The sequence below is a fragment of the Paenibacillus sp. MABNR03 genome, from assembly GCF_050455445.1.
Classification (GTDB): Bacteria; Bacillota; Bacilli; order Paenibacillales; family Paenibacillaceae; genus Paenibacillus; species Paenibacillus xylanilyticus.
Genome location: NZ_JBCIYR010000003.1, coordinates 653,450 through 677,575, shown reverse-complemented (window position 1 = coordinate 677,575; position 24,126 = coordinate 653,450). Strand labels below are relative to the sequence as shown.

Genomic DNA, 24,126 nt, shown 5'->3' with positions numbered 1-24,126 from the left:
ACAAAATAACTGTTCTGTGATTCTTACCACACCAAACCTGAGGAATTTACCTAGATAGCGTGCGCTCGTGTTCCTGACAACTCAATTGCTTTTCGTGAAACATGTTTGTATCATGCAGCACGCAAACTTGTCTGGTGCTAACCGCAAAAAGAGACAGTCCATAAGTCAGGAAAATGACTTATGGACTGTCCCGCCCTTTAACCAAACTACACCTTCGGTGTAGTCTTGAGTTTTATATAAAGTGAATGTAACATTCACACAAAACGGAGAGGACAGAATAAACCTGAAGAAGCGGAGCGCTCGCCTTTATTCCCGGATTTCCCCTTTGAAAAAGGGAGTTTAAAGAAATCCGGGAATAACAGCGATCGGAAGGTTGTTCTGGCATCGTAGTGTTCTAATGTGAATGCGTAGTTCATTTTATACCCTCAAACCTACAGCGACCTCACCGAAACATCCCCCACAACTTAATCAGATGAAACGTATTGTTTGGATCAATCTTCTGGGCGATGACAAAAGCAACAAACTGCTCCTCCTGAGCGGACGAGAAGTTTTCATTCAAAATGACAGCAGATGACTTGACCAATCTCCGAACCTTGGCCCGGTCCTGGAGATCGGACTTGGTAATTCCGTCAATCAGCTTTTTGATGCGATCTTTGACAGCCGGATTTTTCATCTTTAATTTGATCCGCTCCACCAGCTGCGGACTGATTCCATATTGTTGATAACTCAAAACGTACAGCACCTCCCGAATAATGAACTCACTTTCTATTCATATGACGGGAGGGCTTGTTCACTTGACCTTTTTCGCAGTAAACGTAGGAAACTATGCATTCGAGGCACCAATCAGTCGATCAGATCACCCTGGAACACTTGCTGCTGCTGTAAATAATCACGTAAAGCAGTGTAGTCCACAGACGTCCAGAAGTTAGGCTCGGCGATTAGAGCGGATACGTCATCTCTCGCCTGCTCCAATACGGCAAAATCAGCAACCATGTCGGCAAGACGGAATTCCGGCAATCCACTTTGTTTGGTACCGAAGAAATCCCCCGGTCCCCGCAGATCCAGATCGCGACGGGATACTTCAAACCCATCCTCCGTCTCCGTCATCACCTTCATTCGTTCCTGCCCTACTTCAGTTTTGGGATCAGCAATGAGCACGCAGTAGGATGCATGAGCTCCCCGGCCAACCCGGCCGCGCAGCTGGTGAAGCTGAGACAGACCGAAACGGTCGGCATCCATAATGACCATTAACGTAGCATTCGGTACATCGACACCGACTTCTACAACGGTGGTTGAGACAAGCAGCTGAATATCGTTGCTGTAAAACGCACGCATCATCTCTTCTTTCTCCCCAGCGGTCATTCGTCCATGCAGCAGGCCCACACGGTAATCCGGAAAATTCTGCTGCATCTGGATATGCAGATCAATCGCATTTTGTACATCCAGCTTCTCGGATTCCTCAATTAAAGGACAGATGAGATACGCCTGACGTCCCTGATCCACTTCGCGGGAGATAAAACCGAGCACCCGCTCCATCATGTCATGTTTCACCCAGTATGTGGAGATGGGAATCCGCCCTTTTGGCCGTTCCGAGATTGTCGATACTTCAATATCGCCAAATGCCGTAATGGCCAGCGTACGCGGAATCGGCGTTGCTGTCATCGTTAACACATCGGGATTATATCCCTTCCGCCTCAAAATGCTGCGCTGGTTTACACCAAAGCGATGCTGCTCGTCCGTAACGACGAGACCCAGATCGCGGAAAAATACATCTTCCTGAATCAGCGCATGGGTGCCCACTACGATGTCAATCATGCCCATTTGCAGCGAAGCAATCAGATCTTTTCGTTTCCGTCCATTCACACTGCCCGTTAGGAGGCCCACGGTTACACCAAAAGGTTCAAACAGCTTTTGCAGTGATCGCATATGCTGCTCAGCCAGAATCTCTGTAGGGACCATCAGAGCCCCCTGGAAACCGGACCGGACCGAGGTGTACAGGGCGATAGCGGCGATAACCGTTTTACCAGAGCCAACATCCCCTTGGAGCAAACGATTCATGGAGTAAGGTGAACGCATGTCATGAAGAATTTCAAGCTCTACCTTTTTCTGAGCATCGGTCAGTTCAAACGGCAAGCTGCGCACGAACTCGCGAATGGTTGCATTATCCGTTGTATGCACGACGCCATCCATCCGATTCCGGTTCAATGCACGATAAGCCTGCATTTTCAGTTGGAACAAAAACAGTTCTTCATATACCATGCGCTGTCTGGCCTGCTGGCCTTCCTGATTATCCTGCGGACGATGAATGCCGGCAATCGCCTGTTTCCGAGGCATCAGTCCGTATTTCTTCATAAGCGATGGGGGCAAAATCTCGGGAATCATGTCTCCGAATTGGATTAACCCCTGATTAATCGTCTTACGCATCCAGGATTGGGTCAGCTTGCCCGTTACCGAATATACCGGCTGCAGTGTACCCGAGCGACCATCTCCCTTATCCGGAAACTCCGAGTCCGAAACCGTCATTTGCATGCGCTTTTGTTCCCATTTGCCCGTAAGCACAATCTCACGGTTCGGCGTAAGCTGGTCTTTCAAAAAATGCCGATTGAACCAGGTCGCCGTGATCATCCACTCTTCGGTCATCACCTTACAGGTGAGACGGGACTTTTTGCCATAGCGCTGCAATACGGGAATGCCCATGATTTTGCCCTGGACCGTAATCTTGTCCCCATCCTTCACTTCACTAAGGGAACGCAGACGATAATCCTCATAACGGAACGGATAATATTCAAGCAGGTCTTTTACAGTAGAGATGCCAAAGGCGTGAAGCTCCCCCTCTTTGAGAGCACTCACGCCGTTAATTTGCTTAACCGATATTTCTTCCAATTTCATTTCTAATCCCTCATTCCGGAACAGGCCACATAAAGATGGCAATAACGCCTGGCCCAACATGGCTGCCGATGACGGCTCCAATATTGGTGTACACCACTTCATTCAGTGTAAAATGCCCACGTAACTGCTCTGCACAAGCAATCGCTGATCCGGGATCTGCGGTATGGCCTACGGCCACATTCACACGCTTGCCCGCCAGATCCTGCTGGAACAGTTCAATAATGCGTGCCATTGCTTTCTTGTGTCCTCTGACTTTTTCAACGGCGTATATGACACCTTCCTCATCAATGGACAAGATGGGCTTGATATTCAGTAATGTTCCCAGGATAGCCGCAGCCTTCCCGATTCGGCCGCCTTTTTGCAAATACTCCAGCGTATCCACAAGGAAAAACAGTTTGCGGCTCTTCTGCATCGCTTCTACAGCTGCAGCAATCTCGGCTGCCGACTTGCCTTGACTGGCAAGTTCGGCTGCCTGGACAACCATCAAGCCATATCCATAAGATGCCGACTTGGAGTCCAGCACCGTAATGTCACCTTCACGCTCCAACAGAGATTTGCCGAGCAGCGCCGATTGATACGTTCCACTCATGCCAGATGACAGGTGAATGGAGACAATCGGACGTTCCGGGTCCTCATCCAGCAGCGTCTGATATATGTTCATGAATTCCGTAGGGGAAGGCTGTGACGTGGTAGGCAGCGCCGAGGCCTTCTCCAACTTTGCATAAAACTGTTCCGAAGACAGATCAACGCCGTCCGCATAACTCTCTTCCCCAAACAGAACATTCAGTGGAACCACATGAATCCCGTATTTACGGACAAGTTCTTCCGGTATATCTGCGGTGCTGTCTGTTACAATTGCAACCTTATGGCTCAAACGAGATCACCTCCTCCTTGCGTGAGTGCATATCAGGACTCCACAGAGAACAAATAATAGTACACTGGCTGTCCTCCGGCATGTACCTCCACCTCAGCTTCAGGGTATTGTGACTCTACCCATGCTGCAAGCGCAGTGGTGACCTCGGAGTCAGCCTCTTCCCCTTCAAGGATCGTAACCACTTCATCTCCACTCTCCATCATCTGTTGCAGCAATCCTTCACATGCCCGCAGCAGGCTTTCGTCTGTCGCAACGATTTTGGAATTGTGGATACCAATGTAATTGCCAGCCTTGATATCCAGCTCATCATACTGAGTGTCTCTTACGGCATGCGTAACTTGACCCGATTGCACCCGGCTAATTGCTTCCAGCATCTGATCACGGTTCGCGTCGGCAGACTCATCTTCCTGGAAAGCAAAAGCGGCTGCCATCCCTTGAGGAATTGTCTTACTCGGTATAACCGTGATCCGGCGTTCATCTTCAAGCAATTCGCGTGCCTGTTCGGCAGCAAGAACAATATTGGAATTGTTCGGCAAAATAAACACCTGTTCCGCAGCAATCGAACGAACTGCATTCACAAAGTCCTCTGTACTCGGATTCATCGTCTGTCCACCGGACAGTACAACATCCACTCCGAGACTTTGGAAGATTTCAGCAATGCCCTCACCGGAAGATACGGCGATAAAACCATAGGGCGCCATTTCATCTGCAGGAGGCACAGCTTCTTCGTGACTGCGCGTAGTCTCAGGCGGAATCTCTGCAAACAATTCAGGAGAAGGCGCAATGTCCATACCCGCCGTCAGCAGATCCCGGTGCTGTTCTCGCATATTCAGAATGTGAATCTGTGTAATTTCACCGTAGCGAAGTGCCAGATTCAATACATCCCCAGGTGTCTTGGAATGCACATGTACCTTGATCACTTCATCGTCAGCAATAATGATGATGGAATCCCCATTTGCTGACAACGCTTTCCGGAATGCCTCGTCATCGAATGCAACTCCTGCGTTATCCCCCAGCTGGCGATTAATGAAGAACTCCATGTCATACAGAAATTCAATATCTTCCGTTTCCAGTCTGGCTTGTGCAGACAACGGCATCTCCGGTGCAATAACCTGCTGTACGGGATTGGCAGGCAGCTCTTCTGACGGTACAGCCGGTTTTAAGGCAGATGATGCTACAGCTGGCTGTACGTCTTTCTGCAGGGATGCACGGCTGACGCCGTCACTTTGCAGCAAAACTTCCATAAAACCTTCGTAAATATATACAAGCCCCTGTCCACCCGAATCCACAACACCGACCTGTTTTAAAACAGGCAGCAATTCCGGAGTCGATGCCAGTGCCTCTTTTGCTTTTAACAATACTTCATTCATTAATTCAGTAATATCATTCGTCCGTCTTGCATAGTAGCTGGCGTGTTTCGCTGCTTCCTTTGCCACGGTAAGAATGGTTCCTTCAACGGGCTTTACAACAGCTTTGTACGCTGCATCCACACCGTTTTGGAGGGCCGCTGCAAATTGGAGCGTATTCAGTTCCTCGTAAGGAGCAGCTGAACGACTGAATCCACGGAACAACTGCGATAAAATAACGCCTGAATTCCCCCGTGCGCCCATGAGCAGGCCTTTAGATAAAATACCGGCAGCTTCTCCGATGGAGGCAGAACTCTTGCGTTTAATCTCTGCAACTCCTGCACTCATTGTCAAATTCATGTTCGTTCCCGTGTCACCATCCGGCACAGGGAAAACATTCAGGGAATTGACGTGCTCTGCATGCTGTCCAAGTTGTTCCGCACCGGCAAGTACCATTGCGGTGAAATCTGTTCCATTTAAAGAACGTATACTCAAGTGAGAATTCCCCTTCCTAGCTTGATACACGAACATCTTGCACCAAGATGTTATCTGGTCTGTTCATGCGCTGACGCTTACTGCGTCATTCTTCGTCCATACCTTGTCCGGCAAAGGCATACAAATCAACATGTCATCCGGATCGACGGTCTGGGCGGCCGGGCCACCGATATCCTGCAACCTCTGAAGCCCCAATTCGGGGCATACGGATATGCACCGGTATCGAGAGCCGGCATGAATGCCGCATGGAGACTGGTGCCAATGATGGAAATGTCACAGCGCACAGCGTTGCCAAATTGCAGACCACCGACCTCTTGGGCCGGTCTAATCTCCGGCTTTCCCACGGCAACAGCCTGTTCACCGCTGTATTATGGACTATTCAACATTGTACTATATTAGACAGGAGAAATAAATAAAGTTTTTGGATCAGTTGACGAAGCTTTTTTGGGTATGATATTATATTCAAGTATTGTTTTATGCAGGTTAAGTAATGGAAATGATCCGGCCATGCCGGCTTGAACAACGCCATTAGCTACTGGAGCCTGACTATTATGGTCAGGAAGAACAATTTAGCCTTTAGAGAATGACTTTCGTCTCTCCGAAGGCAACTGGTTATTTTAGGATAGGAGGTGTAATCTATGTCTCGCAAATGTTATGTGACAGGTAAGAAACCGGGCACCGGTAACCACGTATCCCACGCTAACAACCGTAACCGTCGTTCTTGGGGCGTAAACGTTCAGAAGGTCCGCATTCTCGTGAACGGTAAACCAAAACGTGTATACGTAAGCACCCGTGCACTGAAAGCCGGTAAAGTGACTCGCGTATAATCACGCAAAGCTACTATAAATCGGATAAGCAAAAAGCACCTTGTTCCTTGCAGGTGCTTTTTTGGTATTCAAAAAAGTACACAAGTACCTGCGCAAGCATGTGAATGCCCGCCGCATGGTGCTTCTCAGGCCGGAGTCCCCGATCTTCTGAAGCCATAGCGGCGGTATTCGCCTTTGAGCCTGTTCTCAATCGTATCAGTTCTTTTGAAACGTATTAAGAATCGCCTTTACAAAACCTCCCAAAAACTTTGGCAGTTTGAATGTGTAAAATTTCATACTTCACCCTCCCCATCATGCTCATGCGTCCGCCGTATCCTATGCTTCAGGCCTTCTTTACCTTAAACACGACAAAAAAGGCTACATGAGAAACCTGCTCATGTAACCATATTTATGCGGAACGCCCTGTCCCTATTCCAACATGACGAGCCCGAAGAACAGCCCATTTACGTTTGGGCAGGAACATACTGATAAACAGCGATCATGAATACGCTCAGCAAGTAATACAGTATGCTGAATATGACGAAAGTAACACGTGATCTAGTACGATCAAATTTGCGAAAATACATAATGACAACGCCCACCCCAATCAGTGAGGTAAGCGCATTGTAAGGGGATTGAATGACTGCAAATAACGCAAGCACCAATCCCGTCACGAGGCTCGCAGCCATCGTCAACAGCGTCTCCTTAAGGTTCATAGATCAGCCTCCGTAGCTGCTACGAATCTCTGCAATGGCCGCTGCACGGTCCTCGCGCCCGAATACCGCGCTTCCCGCTACGAGGACATCTGCGCCTGCCTCCACAACGAGTGGGGCTGTATCGGCTGCAATTCCCCCATCCACTTCGATATGAACATCATGGCGTCCTTTTTCATTCAGCCAGCTGCGAATTTGTCTGATTTTGTTCATCGTTCCCGAGATGAAGGCTTGTCCGCCAAACCCAGGATTCACGGTCATGACAAGAACCATGTCCACATCATCCAGCACTTCCTGAATGGCACTGGCCGGCGTCCCCGGATTCAGGGCAACCCCCGCCTTGACTCCCTGTTCCTTAATTAGATGAATCACACGGTGCAAATGTACACAAGCCTCGGCATGTACAGTAATTACCGCCGCTCCGGCTTTAGCAAATTCCTCAACATATCGCTCAGGATTTTCGATCATCAGATGCACATCCAGTGGCAGGTTGGTATGAGGAGCAATTGCTTTTACAATGGCAGGACCAAGCGTAATATTCGGGACGAAATGACCGTCCATGACATCAACGTGAATCCAGTCACCGCCAGCTGCCTGTGCTTCGGCCACTTCAGCACCGAGACGGGCAAAATCAGCAGATAATATGGATGGAGCAATTTTAATCATGTTAGTACCTCCGCTTCTTGTCTTTCATTTCTGTAAGGAACTGCTCATAATGCCGATAACGGCTTTCGGAAATTAAACCTTCCTCCTTAGCTGCAAGTACTCGGCATTGGGGCTCATGCGTGTGGGTACAGCCGCGGAATTTACATTGGTCAGCATACTGGGCAAATTCCCGGAAACAGGTGGAGAGTTCTTCTACACCGATCTCCAGAAAGTCCAGTTGGCTGAATCCGGGTGTATCTGCGACAAATCCGCCATTATCCAGCGGAATCAATTCTACATGTCTGGTCGTATGTTTGCCTCGACCAAGTCGCATGCTGATTTCACTCGTTTCCAGCGTCAGCCCTGGCATTAGGGCATTAAGCATAGAAGATTTGCCTACTCCCGATTGACCCGAGAATACACTTATCTTGCCTGCAAGACGTTCTTTGAGCAGCTCATTTCCTTCGCCAGTTCGCGAACTGGTCGAAATAACTTCATACCCGACCTGCTCATACAATGCCTTAACCTCGGCCACAGTATCACTCGCATCGTTTTGTGGATCAGCCAGATCCTGCTTTGTTAATACAATTAGAGCATCCAGCCCCGCCTGCTCAATATGTACAAGAAATTTGTCCAGCAGGTTCAAGTTCATGTCCGGTTCTTTAACGGAGAACAGAAGAACAGCCAGACTGACATTGGCAACAGGGGGCCGAATCAGTTCATTCTCCCGTTCCCGAATCTCATCTACTGTTCCTTCACCATTCTCTGTCAGCATATAGCTCACACGGTCACCGACAAGTGGAGAAACGCCTCTCTTTTTGAATATCCCTCTTGCTCGGCATGTAACGGCGGAGCCTTCCACCGAAGGCACCCCGTTTTCTAACAGTGGCATGACATAGTAGTAACCGCTCAGCGCTTTTACGATGATACCTTCTGGCATAGCTCCGTCGCCCTCCTTTGATTTTCGGTACACTCATCCTAACGTCAGCAATAAGCCGTCCTTACGGACGGCTCGATGCGTTAACGACATCCTACTTCTTGTCTTTTCCATGATCTTTACCCTTGCCGTTATTCATGGCAGACGTATCTTCGCCCTCATTATTCTCTTCACCATCACCAGGAATCGATTCAGACTCACCTTCCTGATTCGTATCCACGCTGCCTTCGTCACCACCGCCACCTTCTTCAGGTTCGTTTGCTGGAGGTGTTGGCTGATTGCCAATCTCCGGCTCAATGGTAGGCACCACTACGGTACCATTTTTGGCTTCAGCATAGGTAACTACATACGTATCCAGGAATTGACCATCACGATATACAGATACAGCACCGTTCTCATTCGGAGCAAGAACAAGTGGGATGGTCAGTGCCTGATAGGACTTGTTAATGGTCCGGGTTCCCCATTCCTGGTTCTTGCCGCGGGCATCCTCGAATGTAATCCGAATCTTGCTGTTCTTGCCCTCTTCTTTTGGCGAAACATTGATATTGAAGGAGTACTCCAATGCCTCAGGCGGATAACCCGTGCTGACGAAAATGGTGATTTTGTCACCAGGTTTCACATCGGCTCCGGCTTCCACAGGCCATTGCTGGGTCACTTTCCCCTTATCAACCGTATAGCTTGATTCTTCCTGAACCTGAGCCAGAACCAGTCCGGCAGACTTAATCATCTGCTCAGCTTCGTTGCGGGTGCGATTTTTCAGATCAGGCATCTTCACCGTCTCCGCGCCTTTGCTAACGGTTAAAACAATCTCGGTCTGTTCCGGATCAAATTCTTCATTAGCGCCAGGTGTCTGGGAAATGACAATGCCTGAAGCAACATCATTGGAGAAGTCGTCCTTACGCTTAATTCGATCCTCGCTAATGCCCAGATTCTTCAGATCCTTGACCGCATCCTCATAGGAATCCCCTTCAACGCTGATCATTTTGGTTAGTTCCTTTTCAGCTCCAACACTAAGTTGGATCTCGGAACCTTCCTTCACCACGTCGCCTTCATTTCGGCTTTGTTCAAATACGATGCCTGGGTCGATACCTTCCTTGTACATCCGGATGACATCATCGCTAACAACAAGACCCTGATCCTGCAGCATCTGACGAGCCTTTTCTTCAGTCTGGTTAACGACATTTGGAACAGTGACTTCAGGCACAACAAGCATACCTTTGACATACCATACAACACCAACCATGGCTATGAGAATTAGAACAGTCAATGAGATCAATAGCGTTGGTTTTTTCCAGTTCTTCGTTTTGGGTTTGCCCTTATTGTTGTCCTCATCAGGTTCCATGATTGGAGTAGCGCCCGTAGAAGTAATTCCTCGTGGTTCCGGTTTGATCGCAGGCATGACCCGCGTCTGATCCACATCATCTTCATCCGGAAAGTCGATTTTGGACTCATTGCGTCTTTCAGGTAACAAACACGTTTCCAGATCATTCTGCATTTCTTTTGCTGACTGATAACGCTCCTGCGGGTTCTTCCGCATGGATTTCAAAATGACATTCTCCACACTTTGCGGAATCAGTGGGTTGAATTTGCGAGGTTCATCAAATTCTTCCTGCAAATGCTTCAATGCAACGCTAATAGGGCTCTCACCAAGAAATGGAAGCTGCCCAGTCAGCATTTGATAGAGTACGATACCGAGAGAGTATAAATCCGACTTTTCGCCAGTAACGATCCCCTTGGCATGCTCCGGTGAAAAGTAATGTACGGAACCGACTACCGAGCCAGTCTGTGTAATCGTTGTGGATGTCACCGCTCGGGCAATTCCGAAATCGGTAACCTTCACGCGGCCGTTACGGCCAATTAATATATTATGCGGTTTAATATCCCGATGAATAATCTGGTTATGATGTGCATGATCCAGGGCGTCTGCAATTTGGGAAGCAATCCGAACAGCTTCGTCTACCTGCAGAGGGGCCCGCTCTTTGATGATCTCATTCAGGTTTTTGCCTTCCACGTACTCCATGACGATATAATGAACGTCATCTTCCTGGCCAACATCATAGATGCTGACGACATTGGGATGAGATAAGGATGCAGCAGACTGCGCTTCTCTACGGAAACGACGGATGAACTCTTCATCATGTACAAATTGCTGCCTCAATACTTTAATCGCCACATTACGGTTCAGCAGAAGGTCCTGGGCCTTGTACACAAGTGCCATGCCGCCACCGCCAACACGCTCAATGACTTCATAGCGTCCGCCTAGCTGGTGCCCAATCATGACTCACACCCCGTTTCCGTCACCACGGAACCTTCCTGTTGCACTTCAAACAGCGCAACCGTGATATTATCGTCTCCGCCAGCCAGCAGTGCCAACTGAAGCAGCCGATCTGCCCGCTCTTCAAGCGGCAAATCCTGATTGCCCGCCACCTGAACCATTTGTTCATTGCTGACCAAATTGCTGAGTCCATCGCTGCATAACAGCAGAACTTCACCTGCTTCCAGCTTGACCGCATCCAGATCGACTTTTACTTCGGCATCTGTTCCAAGGGCACGAGTCAGCACATTACGACGCGGATGATGAGATACGTCTTCCTTGCTGATCTGACCATTTTTAAACAATTCGTTCACCAATGTATGGTCTTCCGTTAACTGGATCACTTGTTTGTTTGCAATTTTGTAAGCTCGGCTGTCTCCGATATGACCGATAACGCCTTCTGCATCGTTCAACAAGGCAGCAACCACGGTCGTTCCCATGTTGTGGTACTTGTCATCTCCGGATGCAGTACGATATATCACTTCGTTGGCATGCAAAATAGCATCGCTAAGGGCAGCGGACAAGGACGCATGTGACAACCCCGGTTCCAGTGTCCCGAGGTCATGTACCAAAGTCTCCACTGCCAGACGGCTCGCGGTATCTCCTGCGAGATGCCCGCCCATGCCATCAGCGACAATGCCCAGAATATATCCTGTCTCCAAATTGCGAATCCAGGCTGAATCTTCATTAACCGAACGCACGCGTCCGATATGGCTCACATGAACTGTTTTGATCAAAATGTTCTCACCTCAACTCCATATGCTTTGCACGAAGCTGACCGCAAGCGGCAGCAATATCATGTCCCTGTTCACGACGAATGGTTACATTAACACCCTGCTCCGAGAGAATCTTCTGAAAATTGAAAATGTCGCTTCTCGATGTTCTTACATACTTGCGTTCAGGCACGTGATTGACTGGAATCAGGTTCACGTGGCAGAGCATGTTTTTCAGCACACTTGCCAGTTCTGCCGCATGTTCCGGCTGATCGTTCACGCCACCGATCAGGGCATATTCAAACGTAATTCTCCGGCCCGTTTTGGCCAGGTAGTAGCGAAGCGACTCCATCACATCGTCAAAAGGAAAACGACGGTTTACCGGCATCAATTTGGAACGAAGCGCATCATTCGGTGCATGAATGGAGATTGCCAGATTGATCTGTGTATCTTCATCAGCAAACTTGTAGATGTTCGGTACGATCCCGCTTGTGGATACCGTGATGTGACGCTGACCGATATTCAAACCCTTTTCGTGAATCATGATGCGCAGGAAAGTCATTGTAGCTTCATAGTTCTCAAACGGTTCACCCGAACCCATAATAACAATGCTGCTGACTCGTTCGCCGCGCTCATCCAGAATTTTCTGAGCCTGTACGACCTGGGCAACAATTTCGCCTGCAGTAAGGTTACGCTTCAATCCACCCAGCGTGGACGCGCAGAACGTGCAACCGATTCGGCATCCCACCTGTGTCGTTACGCAGATGCTGTTACCATAGTTATGTTTCATAATAACCGTTTCGATCGCATGATCATCATGAAGACCAAACAGGAACTTCACCGTTCCATCCTTGGATTCAAACTTCGTAATTTCGGTAAGGGTTACGAATTCAAATTGCTCTGCCAGCTTTTCGCGCAGTGCTTTGGACAGATTCGTCATTTCACTAAAATCATTCACTCGCTTTACATAAATCCAGTCGAAAATCTGACCACCGCGAAAAGCGGGTTCCCCATTTTCAACAGCCCATTGCTGCAGCTCTTCCAGGGAATAATCATATATAAAAGGTTTCATTTTGTTGTCAACACCTATTCCTTCTTTTCTTTTCATTCTTCCTATTCTATCACAAAGACCACTTTACATCCATGTATGCCCTACAGTCCTGCACTTCATGCATTATAACACCTCGGCGCGTATGCCGCACCCCATTACAAAGAAATCCGCCGAAGTTCCCCTCGGCGGCCATCCTTGCATGCTATGGATTTATTCATCGGCTGCACGTGTCAACCTTGCAATGTAAAAGCCGTCACTGTGTGCATACTGTGGCAAGATCTGCACACCCCCATTCACTGACTTCCACTTTTCCATCTCTGTTCCAGCCCAAGCAGAATCCAACGCTTGGTATTCGGGATGCCGCTTCAAAAAGTCAGCTACCATGAGTTCGTTCTCAGCCGGCTCAATGGTACAAGTACTGTACACCAGAACGCCGCCTGGCTTCAATAACGGTGCAACCCGATCCAGCAATTGACGCTGCAGTCCTGAGATATCTTCAATATCTTCAGGGGATTTGGTCCATTTGACATCCGGCTTACGGCGTATGACACCCAGACCGGAACAAGGTGCATCCAAAAGAATACGGTCAAACGAAGCATGAGGATAACGTTCATCCAGATCCAGTGCATCTCCTGTAACCGCATCGATACAGCCCAGTCCCAATCGATTCGCCTGATCCATGATAAGCTGACGCTTGTGTGCATGCACGTCATTGGCAATGATTTGACCACGGTCCTGCATTTTCTCGGCCATATGAGCCGTTTTACCACCCGGAGCTGCGCAGCAATCCAGCACGGTTTGACCCTCTTCAGGTGCGACCGCTTCGGCCACAAGCATGGAACTTTCGTCCTGCACAGAGAACAGTCCATCCCGGTACCATGACGTTAGTGCCATATTCCCACCACTGCGAACAAGAATACCGTCGGGACTTATCTGCGAAGGCTCTACTACTGCACCCGTGCTCTCCATTTCGCGCATGAGTTTGTCACGCGTGGTCATCGTTGTATTTACCCGCACACTCACTGCCGGCGGTTCATTATTTGCCTTGCAGATTGCTTCTGCTGTCTCTTCACCATATTGGCTGATCCAGCGTTGGACCATCCACTGCGGGTGGGAATGCTCCAGTGCAATACGCTCAGCAGCTGGCAGGTCATCCGGTATTCGAAGTTCGTCCCGACTGCGGATCATGTTGCGCAGAACGCCATTCACCATGCCCGAGATTCCCTGGTGTCCCAGTTTTTTCGCCAAATTGACGGCTTCACTTACAACAGCATGTTCCGGAATACGATCCAGATACATCATCTGGTAGACGCTGATCCGCAGCAAACTGCGTACCCATGGCTGGAGTTTGGCTATCCCTTTGGCCACAAAACGTTCCAGAAAATAATCAAGTGTGTTCAGCCGTGCGATTGTTCCGTACACCAACTCGGTAGCCAGCCCGGCATCTGCCGGACTAAGCTCAGCTTCTTTCAGACGCCGGTTGAGTTCCAGGTTGCTGTAGGCCCCCTCCTGCTCCACTGCACTAAGTACCTTCACTGCGAGCGCGCGTGGAGAAGTCTTAGGTCTTTCGGTACGCGCAGCTCCTCCAGAGGATTGGGATCCCGTGTTTTTGGAACCAGTCGACTTCCCTGCATAAGGACGACGATTCGGGTTGCCGTTACCTTTATTTGGGCTATTTGCTGATCGTCCAGATGTATTCCCGCTCATCGTAACACCGTGCCCGGCTTCAGCGTGCCACCGCGAGCGAAGTCAGCAGCTTTCATCGCTTTCTTGCCTGCAGGCTGAACTTCCGTCAGCCAGAGTGAACCGTCACCCGTTCGCACTTCAATGCCCCTTGCCCCCAGCTGCAGCACCGTGCCCGGCTCAGCCTGTCCATTGGTTGCAGCTTCTGAAGCACCTGACTGATTGGGGTTGGCAGCAGCCCATACTTTGAACACCTGCTCGTCCCACATCGTAAATGCACCGGAAAACGGAACAAGACCACGGATCTGATTAAAGAGTTCACGGGATGAACGAGTCCAGTCCATTTTCTCGTCTTCTCTGGTCAAATTGCGGGCATACGAAGCCTCGGCTTCGTCCTGAGGGACAGCCGTAGTCTCCCCCGCAATTAGGCGGGGCATTTCTGCCTGCAGCAGTTTGGAGCCTGCATCGCTGAGCTTCACAAACATGGTGCCAGAAGTATCCTCATCGGTGATCGGCACTTCCACACGTGAGATCATGTCTCCGGTATCCAAACCTTCTGCCATGAACATCAGTGTAACACCTGTTACCGGCTCCCCATTGATGATGGAGCGCTGAATTGGAGCACCTCCGCGATATTTTGGCAAAAGGGAACCGTGCACATTCACACATCCCCGAACAGGCATATCCAGCACAGCCTTCGGCAGAATCTGTCCAAATGCAGCCGTGACAATCAGGTCCGGCTTCCATTCAGCTAGTTTAGCCACTGACTCCGGATCACGCAGCTTTACCGGTTGAAATACAGGCAATCCGTGGCGCTCAGCCGCGGCCTTCACAGGCGTTGGCGTAAGCACTTTTTTGCGGCCCTGCGGTTTATCGGGTTGGGTCACAACACCCACCACGTTATATCCCTCAGCAATAAGCATATCCAGGGAAGGAACAGCGAATTCCGGGGTTCCCATAAAAACAATATTCAAATCCATCACTCCTTAATTACGTCGCGGTCCAGTCTGATCCGCTGCAATTTCGTACACCTTCTCAGCGATATCCGTAAAGAGTACGCCATCCAGATGATCAATTTCATGCTGGAATGCACGGGACAACAGACCGCTGCCCGTAATAATCAGTTCATTGCCTTCACGATCCAGGCCTTTAACGGTAACTGTTTCGAAACGACGAACGTCGCCGTTAATCCCAGGAATGCTCAGACAGCCTTCCGGTCCGAACTGCTCACCTTCACTCGCGATGATTTCAGGATTAATCATTTTGATCAAACCTTGTTCATCCCCGGCATCAATAACAATCAGGCGTTTTAAAATGCCCACTTGTGGTGCGGCAAGACCTACACCTTCAGCGTCATACATCGTATCTGCCATATCATCCAGCAGTTTTTGTACATTGGGTGTTACTTTTGTAACTTCCTTGGCTCTTTTGTGAAGCACCTCATCCGGTTCTTTAACGATAATACGAATCGACATGTTGTAAGCACCTTCCTAACCCAAATCTCATATCGGGTATCATTCTTTTGTTTTTTTGTTGCTTTGTTTTTAATCTATGTTTATACCGCTTGTTCACATCCACATTTTGCGCTATTCATTTTCACCACTTAGTATGGTGCGAAGTGTTCCTTGGAAAATGATGCAACATGCTTACATTAACATTTGCGGGTCTACATCCAGACTAATGAGCAGTTTTTGCGCCTGAACATCATCATCCATGCGCCGGGCCGTCTCCAGAGCGATTCCGATGGCGTCTACATCCCCCCGCCATTTTATCATACATTGGAATCGGTATCTATTCTTGATGCGCGGGATGGGTGAGGCTACAGGACCAAGCACGTCAAAGGCTTCATTACTGAAACGGTCCAGACTTCCCAACCAGCCGGCTGCATTTGCACGTTCTTTTAACAAACGCGTGTAATTTTCAGCTAGCCGGATCAGTACAGGAAGCTGCTCATGCGAAAAGGTCACCAGAATCAGGCGACAATACGGCGGGTATTGCAGATTGCGGCGATGAAGCAATTCCTCACGTACAAAAGAAACATAATCATGCTGGCTCGCATGCCCGATGGAATAGTGCTCCGGCGTATAGGATTGAACAAACACCTCGCCAGGTAATTGATGCCGTCCCGCCCGACCTGCCACCTGAGTCAGCAGCTGAAACGTCTTCTCGGCAGCCCGAAAATCGGGCAAGTTCAGCGCCGAGTCTGCCGTGATCACACCCACAAGGGTTACATCCGGAAAGTCCAGTCCTTTGGCAACCATCTGGGTACCCAGCAGCACATCCGCCTTTTTCTCCCGAAACTGTTTCAGCAGTTTCTCATGCGAGCCTTTCTCCGTCGTTGTGTCCACGTCCATGCGAATCACACGAATCCCCGGAAACAACTTCGCCAGTTCTTCCTCCACTCGCTGCGTACCTGTACCAAAATAGCGGATATGTTCACTGCCGCATTCCGGACATACTTCAGGCGCTGCCTCCGCATATCCACAATAGTGGCACCGGAGATTGTTGGAACGCTGGTGATACGTGAGTGAAATATCACACTCGGGACAGCCGGCTACATAACCACAGCTGCGGCACATCACAAAAGTAGAATAGCCCCGGCGGTTCAATAGCAAAACCGTCTGTTCTCCACGCTCCAAACGTTCCTCCAGTCCTTTGTGCAGAGCCCGGCTGAACATCGAACGGTTGCCATCCTTCAACTCTTCGCGCATATCAATAATCCGTACATCCGGCAAGTTATTGCCGAGCGCCCGGGTAGGCATCTCCAGCAGAAGCGGAGCAAAATCATCATTACTCTGCGAACGTGCCGCATAATAACTTTCCAGCGATGGTGTCGCTGAACCCAGAACCACGACTGCCTGGTGCTGCTGCGCTCTTTTTACAGCCACGTCGCGGGCATGATATTTCGGCGTTTCTTCCTGTTTGTAGGAGGTCTCATGCTCTTCATCCATAATGATCAGACCAAGGCGATCAAAAGGAGCAAAGACGGCGGAACGCGCTCCAATGGCTACCTTCACTTGGCCTTCCCGGATTTTGCGCCATTCATCATAACGCTCTCCACCCGACAGACGGCTGTGCATGACGGCAACCTGGTCTCCGAAGCGCCCTTTAAACCGCTCCACCATTTGTGGTGTAAGTGCAATCTCCGGTACAAGAACGATCGCCTGCCGGTCCTGCTCAATACACTGCTGAATCGTCTGCAGATATACCTCCGTCTTACCGCTTCCTGTTACACCATGTAACAAAAAGACGCCATGGCGCCTCTCCTGTAATCGCCCATTAATTTTGTCATACACATTCTGCTGCTCGGCTGTAAGAGCGAGTGGCTCGGTCGCACGAAACGTTCTGCCCTGGTAAGGATCGCGAAAGACCTCCACGTCCTCCGTTACAAGCAATCCTTTCTCTTCCAGTCCTTTGACTGTAGCGGCAGACACTTGAAGTGTAGCCAGCAATTCCTTCATCGGCATCGGCAGCAACTCTTTCATTTCCAGCAAAAAAGCGAGAACTTCCTTCTGACGCTGTGCCTTCGCCGGAAAGGATGTAAGGGCTTCTTGTGCAGCAGCTGCATCTATCGCCAGATCAACAGCTTTCATCGTCTTTTTGTTCAGCTTGTCCTTGATTGCCTGGCTTTCCAGCAATACACCGCTAAGTAGAAGCTTTTTGATCAATGCTGCATGATTGGGATATTTCCGGCTCAATTGTTGCAGGGGAACCTGCCCCCGACTTTTTACAAAACGTATAATGTCCTGCTGTACTTTCTCGGATGTGGACTCCTCCCCCCACACAAAAAGGACTTCTTCATCCGACTGTGCTCCAGCATGCTGTCCATCCACTGCATCTCCAATTGAAATATATCGCTCCGCTTTACCCTTCAGTGCAGTCGGTACCATAACCTGTAGTGACAAAATGCGGTTGCTGGCATAACGTTCACTCATCCATTCCGCGAGCTGCACCAGATCTTCAGACAAGGGCGGTACGATGTCCAGCAGCTCCTGAATCGGTTTCAACTTAAAGGACTCCGTACCCGTGCGCGGTACAAGATCAATTACAAACCCCTGCACGGTACGGTGTCCAAAAGGCACGCCCACCCGACTGCCAATCTCGATCCATTCACGCATCGAATCCGGCACCAGATAATCAAAAGGCCGATCGGTCTGTTTCACCGGAACATCGACAATAACCTTGGCGATCTCCATATTTAATTCCTCCCGGCAATGCGCTCCGCCGCAATCGCAAGCAATCGGTGAGCTATGTCTTCCTTAGACATCACCTGAAGCTCTTCTACCAACCCTTCACGGTCGTAAATATGAACCTCGTTGGTATCTGCTCCAAATCCTATACCCGGACGGGCAACGTCATTGGCTACGATCAGATCACAGTTTTTCCGTTCCAGCTTCTCCCTTGCGTACATTTCTACCGAATGGGTCTCTGCGGCAAAACCAATCAAAAATTGATGACTCTTTTGCTTGCCCAGCGTTTCAAGAATATCTATATTTTTAACAAGTTCCAGCGATAACGTATCGCCTTTCTTCTTCATTTTCTCCTCAAACACTTCTTTGGGCCGGTAGTCAGCGACCGCCGCAGCCTTGACCACGATATCCGCATGACCCCAGTGACGCGATACCGCTTCATACATATCCTGTGCGGACTGTACCCGAATCACGTCTACATTCGCTGGCGGCTGAACTTGCGTACTGCCCATAACCAGCGTGACCTCTGCTCCCAAATCACGCGCTGCTGCTGCAATGGCAAATCCCATTTTGCCCGAGGAGTCATTGGTAATATATCTGACAGGATCAATGCGCTCAATGGTACCCCCGGCCGTCACAACCACTTTCTTGCCCTTTAACAATGAGACAGGTTGATTCAAGCCCTGTTTGGCTGATTCCTTGCTTTCAAAGAACTGCTCAACTACCTCAACAATCGTCTCCGGCTCCTCCAGCCGCCCCTTGCCCACATAACCGCACGCCAGCTGTCCTTCGCTCGGTTCAATCATCAGTGTTCCTCGATCGACGAGCAAACGCATATTGTGCTGTACCGCCGGGTGATCATACATATGAACATTCATGGCGGGTGCAATCATGACCGGTGCAGTGGTTGCCAGCAGAGTTGTAGAGAGCATATCATCGGCCATACCGTGTGCCATTTTGGCAATGACATTGGCTGTCGCCGGGGCAACAAGGACCAGATCCGCCATATCGGCCAAATGAATATGGGATACAACCGATGGCTCTCGCTCATCAAATGTATCGCTATAAACTACATTTCGGGTCAACGTTTGCAGCGTTAATTCGGTAATAAACTGTTTGGCAGAGTCCGTCATAATGACATGAACGTCTGCCCCTTTTTGCACCAGTCTGCTGCATAATGTAGCCGCCTTGTATGCGGCTATGCCGCCTGTCACACCAAGTACGATTTTTTTACCGTTCAACATGGTTATTTCCCCCGATATATACGACGTTAAAACGATGAATAGAGAAAAAAATAACAACCTCGCGGTTGTCAAATAAATCCGGCTTGCACCGTATGCAGTTGAAGAGCGCCGCTAGCGGCTTACTCTTCTTCCTCTTCGTCCTGTCCTTTGATGACAACGAGCAGATCACCATAAATTTCTTCGAGTGCAACGCCAACCTGTTTATGGGATCTGGCATTTCTCAAATCCGTTTTCTCACCTTCACGAAGCTGTCTGGCCCGGCGGGAAGCGGCAACAACAAGCGAATACTTGCTGTCAACTTTGTTCATCATTTCATCAATAGAAGGATACAGCATATTTACAAAACACCTCTTTGCTTTAGTATAATTCCACTTGCCGCCTGACAGAATGCAACTTGTTCAGCCTGTTTATGCGAACCGGCATGATCTGACCATCTATAGTTATATGACAGCAGTTGTCTGAATTATTGCATTCCGAGACGGCCAAGAAGAATTATTTATTGATCTTACAATGTTCGGCGATAATAATGCTTTCTATTCGTTTGCACGCCAAATCAATTTCGTCATTAACGACAGCGTAATCGTACTGCTCCAGCAGGCTAATCTCATCCACTGCAACGGACATCCGGTGATCAATGGTCGCCTGACTTTCCGTACCACGTCCCTGAATGCGATCTTTAAGCTCGTCCAATGAAGGAGGCAGCAGAAATACAAAGATCCCTTCCGGGAACTTCTCTTTCACTTTTAACGCGCCTTGAACTTCAATCTCAAGAATGATGTCGCGGCCCTCATTAATGGTTTTCTCCACAAAATCACGTGGTGTTCCGTAATAGTTACCTACATATTCCGCGTGTTCAAGCAACTGATCCTCAGCAATCATGTTCAGGAACTCTTCATGACTTCTGAAGAAATAATTCACACCATGCTCCTCACCCAGACGAGGCTGACGAGTCGTTGCAGACACAGAATAAATCAACTCAGGCACACGTTTGCGCAAAGCGCTGCATACTGTACCCTTCCCGACCCCAGATGGGCCGGACAACACTATCAGTAATCCCTTAGACATATTACACTCCATTTTTATTCGTCGTTGTCATCATCTTTCGAAGAAAGACGATGGGCGACCGTCTCAGGCTGAACCGCCGACAGAATGACATGGTCGCTATCCGTAATAATTACGGCGCGAGTACGTCTTCCATATGTTGCGTCAATCAGCATATGACGATCTCTTGCCTCTTGTATAATTCTCTTGATCGGCGCCGATTCCGGACTTACGATGGAAATTATCCGGTTCGCCGACACGATGTTACCGAATCCAATGTTGATGAGTTTGATTGCCATAATCAGGTTCTTCCCCCTATACATGCGACTCTTTTGCCGAAACATGGCCGTTCATTCGATATTCGCCGCCTGCTCGCGAATTTTCTCCAGCTCCGCCTTCATCTCGACAACACGGTTCACCAGAGCCAAATGGTTGGCTTTTGATCCAATCGTATTGACTTCCCGATTCATCTCTTGAATAAGAAAGTCCAACTTGCGGCCTACCGGCTCTTCACTCTTCAGCAGCTCCCTGCTCTGTCCGAAGTGGCTGAGTAGACGCGTAAGCTCCTCCTCTATGTTAGAACGATCGGCAAATACGGCAATTTCCATACCCAATTTATGCTCGTCAAAAGGGAAAGAGCCTTCCTCCTGCATTTCCGTAAGCCTTTGTCTTAACTTGTTGCGGTAATCCGATACCACCGTAGGTGCAAGAGCAAACATCTCGGCATGCAGTGACTCCAGACGACTCAGCCGCCGTTCCAGATCACTGGCCAGATGAAGACCCTCGCGGGCGCGCATTTGCTCCAAACTGGACAGGGCTTCTTCCAAGCTCTGTTGCAACACACGCTCCCATTCGTCCTTATCTTCCTCAGGAATGAAATTCATCCCATCGGAATGAACCATGACATCCGGCAGCGCAAGCATATCCATAATGCTAGGTTTGCCCTGCATCCCAAAGCGGGACTCCAGCTGCTCTGCCGCCTGCAGATAGGCCCTGACTGCCTGCTCATTGAGCACGGCGGGAAGAGCCTGGTCTTCATCTTTTTCTTTCATTACATAAACATCAATCCGCCCGCGCTTCAGCCGGCTCTGTACCATTTTCCTCAATCCGTCTTCATAACATGTCCACTCCTTGGGCATGCGCATCATGACTTCACAGTAACGATGGTTGACTGATTTGATCTCCAATTGTACCTTATAGCCCCCAAATTGAAAGGCGGATTGACCGTATCCGGTCATACTGAATGACATCGGCATCACATCCGTTACACTATTGTAATTGATTATTAGGGTTGAAACAAGTAGGACATTGGTGCTCGGACTTCTCCCATACATATTGGGTCAGTTCGGCTGTCATGTCATAGAACATAAATGGAGTCATTAAATAGATTCCCTTAAAGTGGGCGGTTGCCACATCCAGCAGCTCTTTGGCAATCTTCACTCCCATGGCGCGGCCTTCTTCCCCTTCGAGACCCGCCATGCGGGAACGCACTTCATCCGACAGCTGAATTCCTGGAACCTCGTTATGCAAATACTCTGCATTCCGTCCACTTGCCAGTGGCATTACGCCAACAAAAATGGGAACTTCCAGATGTTTGGTCGCTTCATGCATCGCCACGATTAACTGCGGATCATAGACAGGCTGCGTCATAATGTAATCGGCTCCGGAGGCAATCTTTTTCTCTAGGCGCTGTACTGCCTTGTCCAGATACTTCACATTCGGGTTAAATGCAGCGCCGATCACAAAACCGGCCTTCTGCTTGAGCGGTTTTCCGGAGAAAGCCACACCATCGTTCAATTGCTTGATCATACGTATAATTTCAAAAGAAGTCAGATCGTATACGGAACTGGATCCGGGCAGATCACCAAAACGTGCCGGATCACCTGTAACGGCAAGCACATGGTTGATGCCCAAAGCGTCAAAACCCATCATGTGTGACTGGGTCCCAATCAGATTCCGGTCGCGGCAGGCAATATGTACAAGCGGACGCAAGCCTGTACGATCCTGAACGAGATGACCAAGAGCCATATTACTCATGCGGGTAACCGCCAAAGAATTGTCAGCCAGCGTCAATGCATCCGCACCAGCTGCTTTCAGCGTTTCGGCCCCCTTCATAAATTTGGCGATATCAAGGTCACGAGGCGGGTCAAGTTCAACGATAACCGTGTGGCGCTGCTTTACCAGATCCACGATGGTCGGCTGGCCGCCGCGGCCGGAACGTTCATCCACATTTTCATGCAGGACGATACGCGGTTTCGCTTCTGCAGGGTCAGGCTGGGCAATTGGCGCTGGTGCGTATTCAGTAAGAGCCTGCGCAATAGCTGCAATATGATCAGGCGTTGTACCGCAGCACCCACCGATAATACGGGCACCCAGATCAGCAAATTGCACTGCGGTCTGACCGAAATACTCCGGTGTAGCACCGTAGCGGAACTGGCCATCAACATAGTCTGCCGCACCCGCATTAGGGTAAACAGACATTGGAACTCCGATTCGTCCGGATACGGTTTCCATGGCGCGCATAATTCCGTTTGGACCGGAACGGCAGTTAAAACCTATTACGTCCGCACCTTGCTCACGCATGATCCGGAAAGCTTCAGGCATCGTATATCCGTCCAGTGTATGTCCTATATCCTCAACTGCGAACTGTCCAATCACCGGCAGATCACTCAGCTTGCGAGCCTGCAGCAGGGCGATATCCATCTCCTCGATGTCATAGAAGGTTTCAAGCAAAATGCCATCTACCCCTTCATCAAGCAGGGCAAAAATCTGTTGTTCATAGAAGCGCTTAAGTTCACTTGTTGATACGTTGGTCCGCTTGCCTCCGCGAATGGAGCCCACAGCACCCAGAACGTAACCGTTCGCACCGGCAACATCCTTGGCAATGCGTACGCCTGCACGGTTGACGTCGGCTACCTTCGACTCCAGTCCGAACTTGGACAATTTATCAAAGTTGGCAGAATACGTATTAGTCTCAAATATTTCAGTACCTGCCTCCAAGTAACGACGATGTACGTCTGCCACCACTTCAGGTGAAACGAGGTTTAATTCTTCATATGAAATTCCTACCGGGAAACCCATTTGGTACAGATATGTTCCCATCGCCCCATCCCCAATGAGAACTCGTTCCTGCAAGACACTCCGCAAATCCGCCTTCATCCCTTTTCCCCCTGCCTAGCTGTGAT

The 24,126-nt window shown here is 49.4% G+C and carries 23 protein-coding genes; 1 reads left to right on the top strand and 22 read right to left on the bottom strand.

Annotated elements, in window-relative coordinates:
* Nucleotides 1-442 precede the first annotated feature (442 nt).
* The 5 genes from AAIH57_RS18250 to AAIH57_RS18230 form a co-directional block, all read right to left on the bottom strand.
* A complete protein-coding gene (locus AAIH57_RS18250) occupies nt 443-730 on the bottom strand; it encodes a stage VI sporulation protein F (RefSeq protein ID WP_095290289.1) in 288 nt (95 codons plus the stop codon).
* A gap of 113 nt (nt 731-843) precedes the next feature.
* Nucleotides 844-2,889 carry an ATP-dependent DNA helicase RecG gene (gene recG, locus AAIH57_RS18245; RefSeq protein WP_430022575.1) on the bottom strand — a complete coding sequence of 682 codons (2,046 nt, stop codon included), beginning with the start codon at nt 2,887-2,889 and terminating at the stop codon, nt 844-846.
* A gap of 10 nt (nt 2,890-2,899) precedes the next feature.
* Nucleotides 2,900-3,763, bottom strand: a complete 864-nt coding sequence (locus tag AAIH57_RS18240) for a DegV family protein (RefSeq protein WP_175395668.1) — start codon at nt 3,761-3,763, stop codon at nt 2,900-2,902.
* 32 nt (nt 3,764-3,795) lie between these two features.
* Entirely contained in the window at nt 3,796-5,604 is a 1,809-nt protein-coding gene (locus AAIH57_RS18235) for a DAK2 domain-containing protein (RefSeq protein ID WP_175395669.1), read from the bottom strand.
* A gap of 125 nt (nt 5,605-5,729) precedes the next feature.
* Nucleotides 5,730-5,948: a hypothetical protein gene (locus AAIH57_RS18230; RefSeq protein WP_175395670.1), complete on the bottom strand. Its 219-nt coding sequence runs from the start codon at nt 5,946-5,948 to the stop codon at nt 5,730-5,732.
* Between the two features lie 294 nt (nt 5,949-6,242).
* Between AAIH57_RS18230 and rpmB the strand changes: the two genes are divergently transcribed.
* Nucleotides 6,243-6,431, top strand: coding sequence for a 50S ribosomal protein L28 (gene rpmB / locus AAIH57_RS18225; protein WP_024631107.1), 189 nt, complete (start codon nt 6,243-6,245; stop codon nt 6,429-6,431).
* Between the two features lie 195 nt (nt 6,432-6,626).
* Here rpmB and spoVM read toward each other — a convergent pair whose 3' ends face one another.
* The 17 genes from spoVM to AAIH57_RS18140 form a co-directional block, all read right to left on the bottom strand.
* The gene (gene spoVM / locus AAIH57_RS18220) at nt 6,627-6,707 is read right to left on the bottom strand and encodes a stage V sporulation protein SpoVM (protein WP_019424875.1); all 81 of its coding nucleotides are present in this window, start codon (nt 6,705-6,707) and stop codon (nt 6,627-6,629) included.
* A 167-nt stretch (nt 6,708-6,874) separates the two neighbouring features.
* A complete protein-coding gene (locus tag AAIH57_RS18215; protein ID WP_175395671.1) occupies nt 6,875-7,126 on the bottom strand; it encodes a hypothetical protein in 252 nt (83 codons plus the stop codon).
* A gap of 3 nt (nt 7,127-7,129) precedes the next feature.
* Nucleotides 7,130-7,789: a ribulose-phosphate 3-epimerase gene (gene rpe / locus AAIH57_RS18210; protein WP_095290279.1), complete on the bottom strand. Its 660-nt coding sequence runs from the start codon at nt 7,787-7,789 to the stop codon at nt 7,130-7,132.
* Nucleotide 7,790: 1 nt separating this feature from the next.
* A complete protein-coding gene (gene rsgA, locus AAIH57_RS18205) occupies nt 7,791-8,708 on the bottom strand; it encodes a ribosome small subunit-dependent GTPase A (protein ID WP_175395672.1) in 918 nt (305 codons plus the stop codon).
* Between the two features lie 91 nt (nt 8,709-8,799).
* Nucleotides 8,800-10,983, bottom strand: a complete 2,184-nt coding sequence (gene pknB, locus AAIH57_RS18200) for a Stk1 family PASTA domain-containing Ser/Thr kinase (protein ID WP_430022574.1) — start codon at nt 10,981-10,983, stop codon at nt 8,800-8,802.
* Complete coding sequence (locus tag AAIH57_RS18195) at nt 10,980-11,756, bottom strand: Stp1/IreP family PP2C-type Ser/Thr phosphatase (protein WP_175395674.1); 777 nt, start codon at nt 11,754-11,756, stop codon at nt 10,980-10,982. The genes pknB and AAIH57_RS18195 overlap by 4 nt, the downstream gene beginning before the upstream one ends.
* Nucleotides 11,757-11,763: 7 nt before the next feature.
* Nucleotides 11,764-12,804, bottom strand: coding sequence for a 23S rRNA (adenine(2503)-C(2))-methyltransferase RlmN (gene rlmN, locus AAIH57_RS18190; protein WP_175395675.1), 1,041 nt, complete (start codon nt 12,802-12,804; stop codon nt 11,764-11,766).
* A 189-nt stretch (nt 12,805-12,993) separates the two neighbouring features.
* Nucleotides 12,994-14,490 (bottom strand): 16S rRNA (cytosine(967)-C(5))-methyltransferase RsmB, encoded by a 1,497-nt coding sequence (gene rsmB, locus AAIH57_RS18185; protein ID WP_430022573.1) that lies wholly within the window; start codon nt 14,488-14,490, stop codon nt 12,994-12,996.
* Nucleotides 14,487-15,446 (bottom strand): methionyl-tRNA formyltransferase, encoded by a 960-nt coding sequence (fmt, locus tag AAIH57_RS18180; RefSeq protein ID WP_175395677.1) that lies wholly within the window; start codon nt 15,444-15,446, stop codon nt 14,487-14,489. The genes rsmB and fmt overlap by 4 nt, the downstream gene beginning before the upstream one ends.
* Before the next feature lie 6 nt (nt 15,447-15,452).
* Nucleotides 15,453-15,941 carry a peptide deformylase gene (def, locus tag AAIH57_RS18175; RefSeq protein ID WP_095290270.1) on the bottom strand — a complete coding sequence of 163 codons (489 nt, stop codon included), beginning with the start codon at nt 15,939-15,941 and terminating at the stop codon, nt 15,453-15,455.
* Nucleotides 15,942-16,112: 171 nt separating this feature from the next.
* Nucleotides 16,113-18,662, bottom strand: coding sequence for a primosomal protein N' (gene priA / locus AAIH57_RS18170; RefSeq protein ID WP_430022572.1), 2,550 nt, complete (start codon nt 18,660-18,662; stop codon nt 16,113-16,115).
* Nucleotides 18,663-18,664: 2 nt separating this feature from the next.
* Nucleotides 18,665-19,900, bottom strand: coding sequence for a bifunctional phosphopantothenoylcysteine decarboxylase/phosphopantothenate--cysteine ligase CoaBC (gene coaBC, locus AAIH57_RS18165; RefSeq protein ID WP_430022571.1), 1,236 nt, complete (start codon nt 19,898-19,900; stop codon nt 18,665-18,667).
* Nucleotides 19,901-20,019: 119 nt separating this feature from the next.
* Nucleotides 20,020-20,235: a DNA-directed RNA polymerase subunit omega gene (gene rpoZ, locus AAIH57_RS18160; protein ID WP_024631120.1), complete on the bottom strand. Its 216-nt coding sequence runs from the start codon at nt 20,233-20,235 to the stop codon at nt 20,020-20,022.
* 157 nt (nt 20,236-20,392) lie between these two features.
* Nucleotides 20,393-20,965, bottom strand: a complete 573-nt coding sequence (gmk, locus tag AAIH57_RS18155) for a guanylate kinase (protein WP_090901057.1) — start codon at nt 20,963-20,965, stop codon at nt 20,393-20,395.
* 14 nt (nt 20,966-20,979) lie between these two features.
* A complete protein-coding gene (remA, locus tag AAIH57_RS18150; protein WP_006209218.1) occupies nt 20,980-21,240 on the bottom strand; it encodes an extracellular matrix/biofilm regulator RemA in 261 nt (86 codons plus the stop codon).
* A 51-nt stretch (nt 21,241-21,291) separates the two neighbouring features.
* Entirely contained in the window at nt 21,292-22,191 is a 900-nt protein-coding gene (locus AAIH57_RS18145) for a YicC/YloC family endoribonuclease (protein WP_430022570.1), read from the bottom strand.
* A gap of 19 nt (nt 22,192-22,210) precedes the next feature.
* The gene (locus AAIH57_RS18140; protein WP_175395681.1) at nt 22,211-24,100 is read right to left on the bottom strand and encodes a bifunctional homocysteine S-methyltransferase/methylenetetrahydrofolate reductase; all 1,890 of its coding nucleotides are present in this window, start codon (nt 24,098-24,100) and stop codon (nt 22,211-22,213) included.
* Nucleotides 24,101-24,126: the final 26 nt, after the last annotated feature.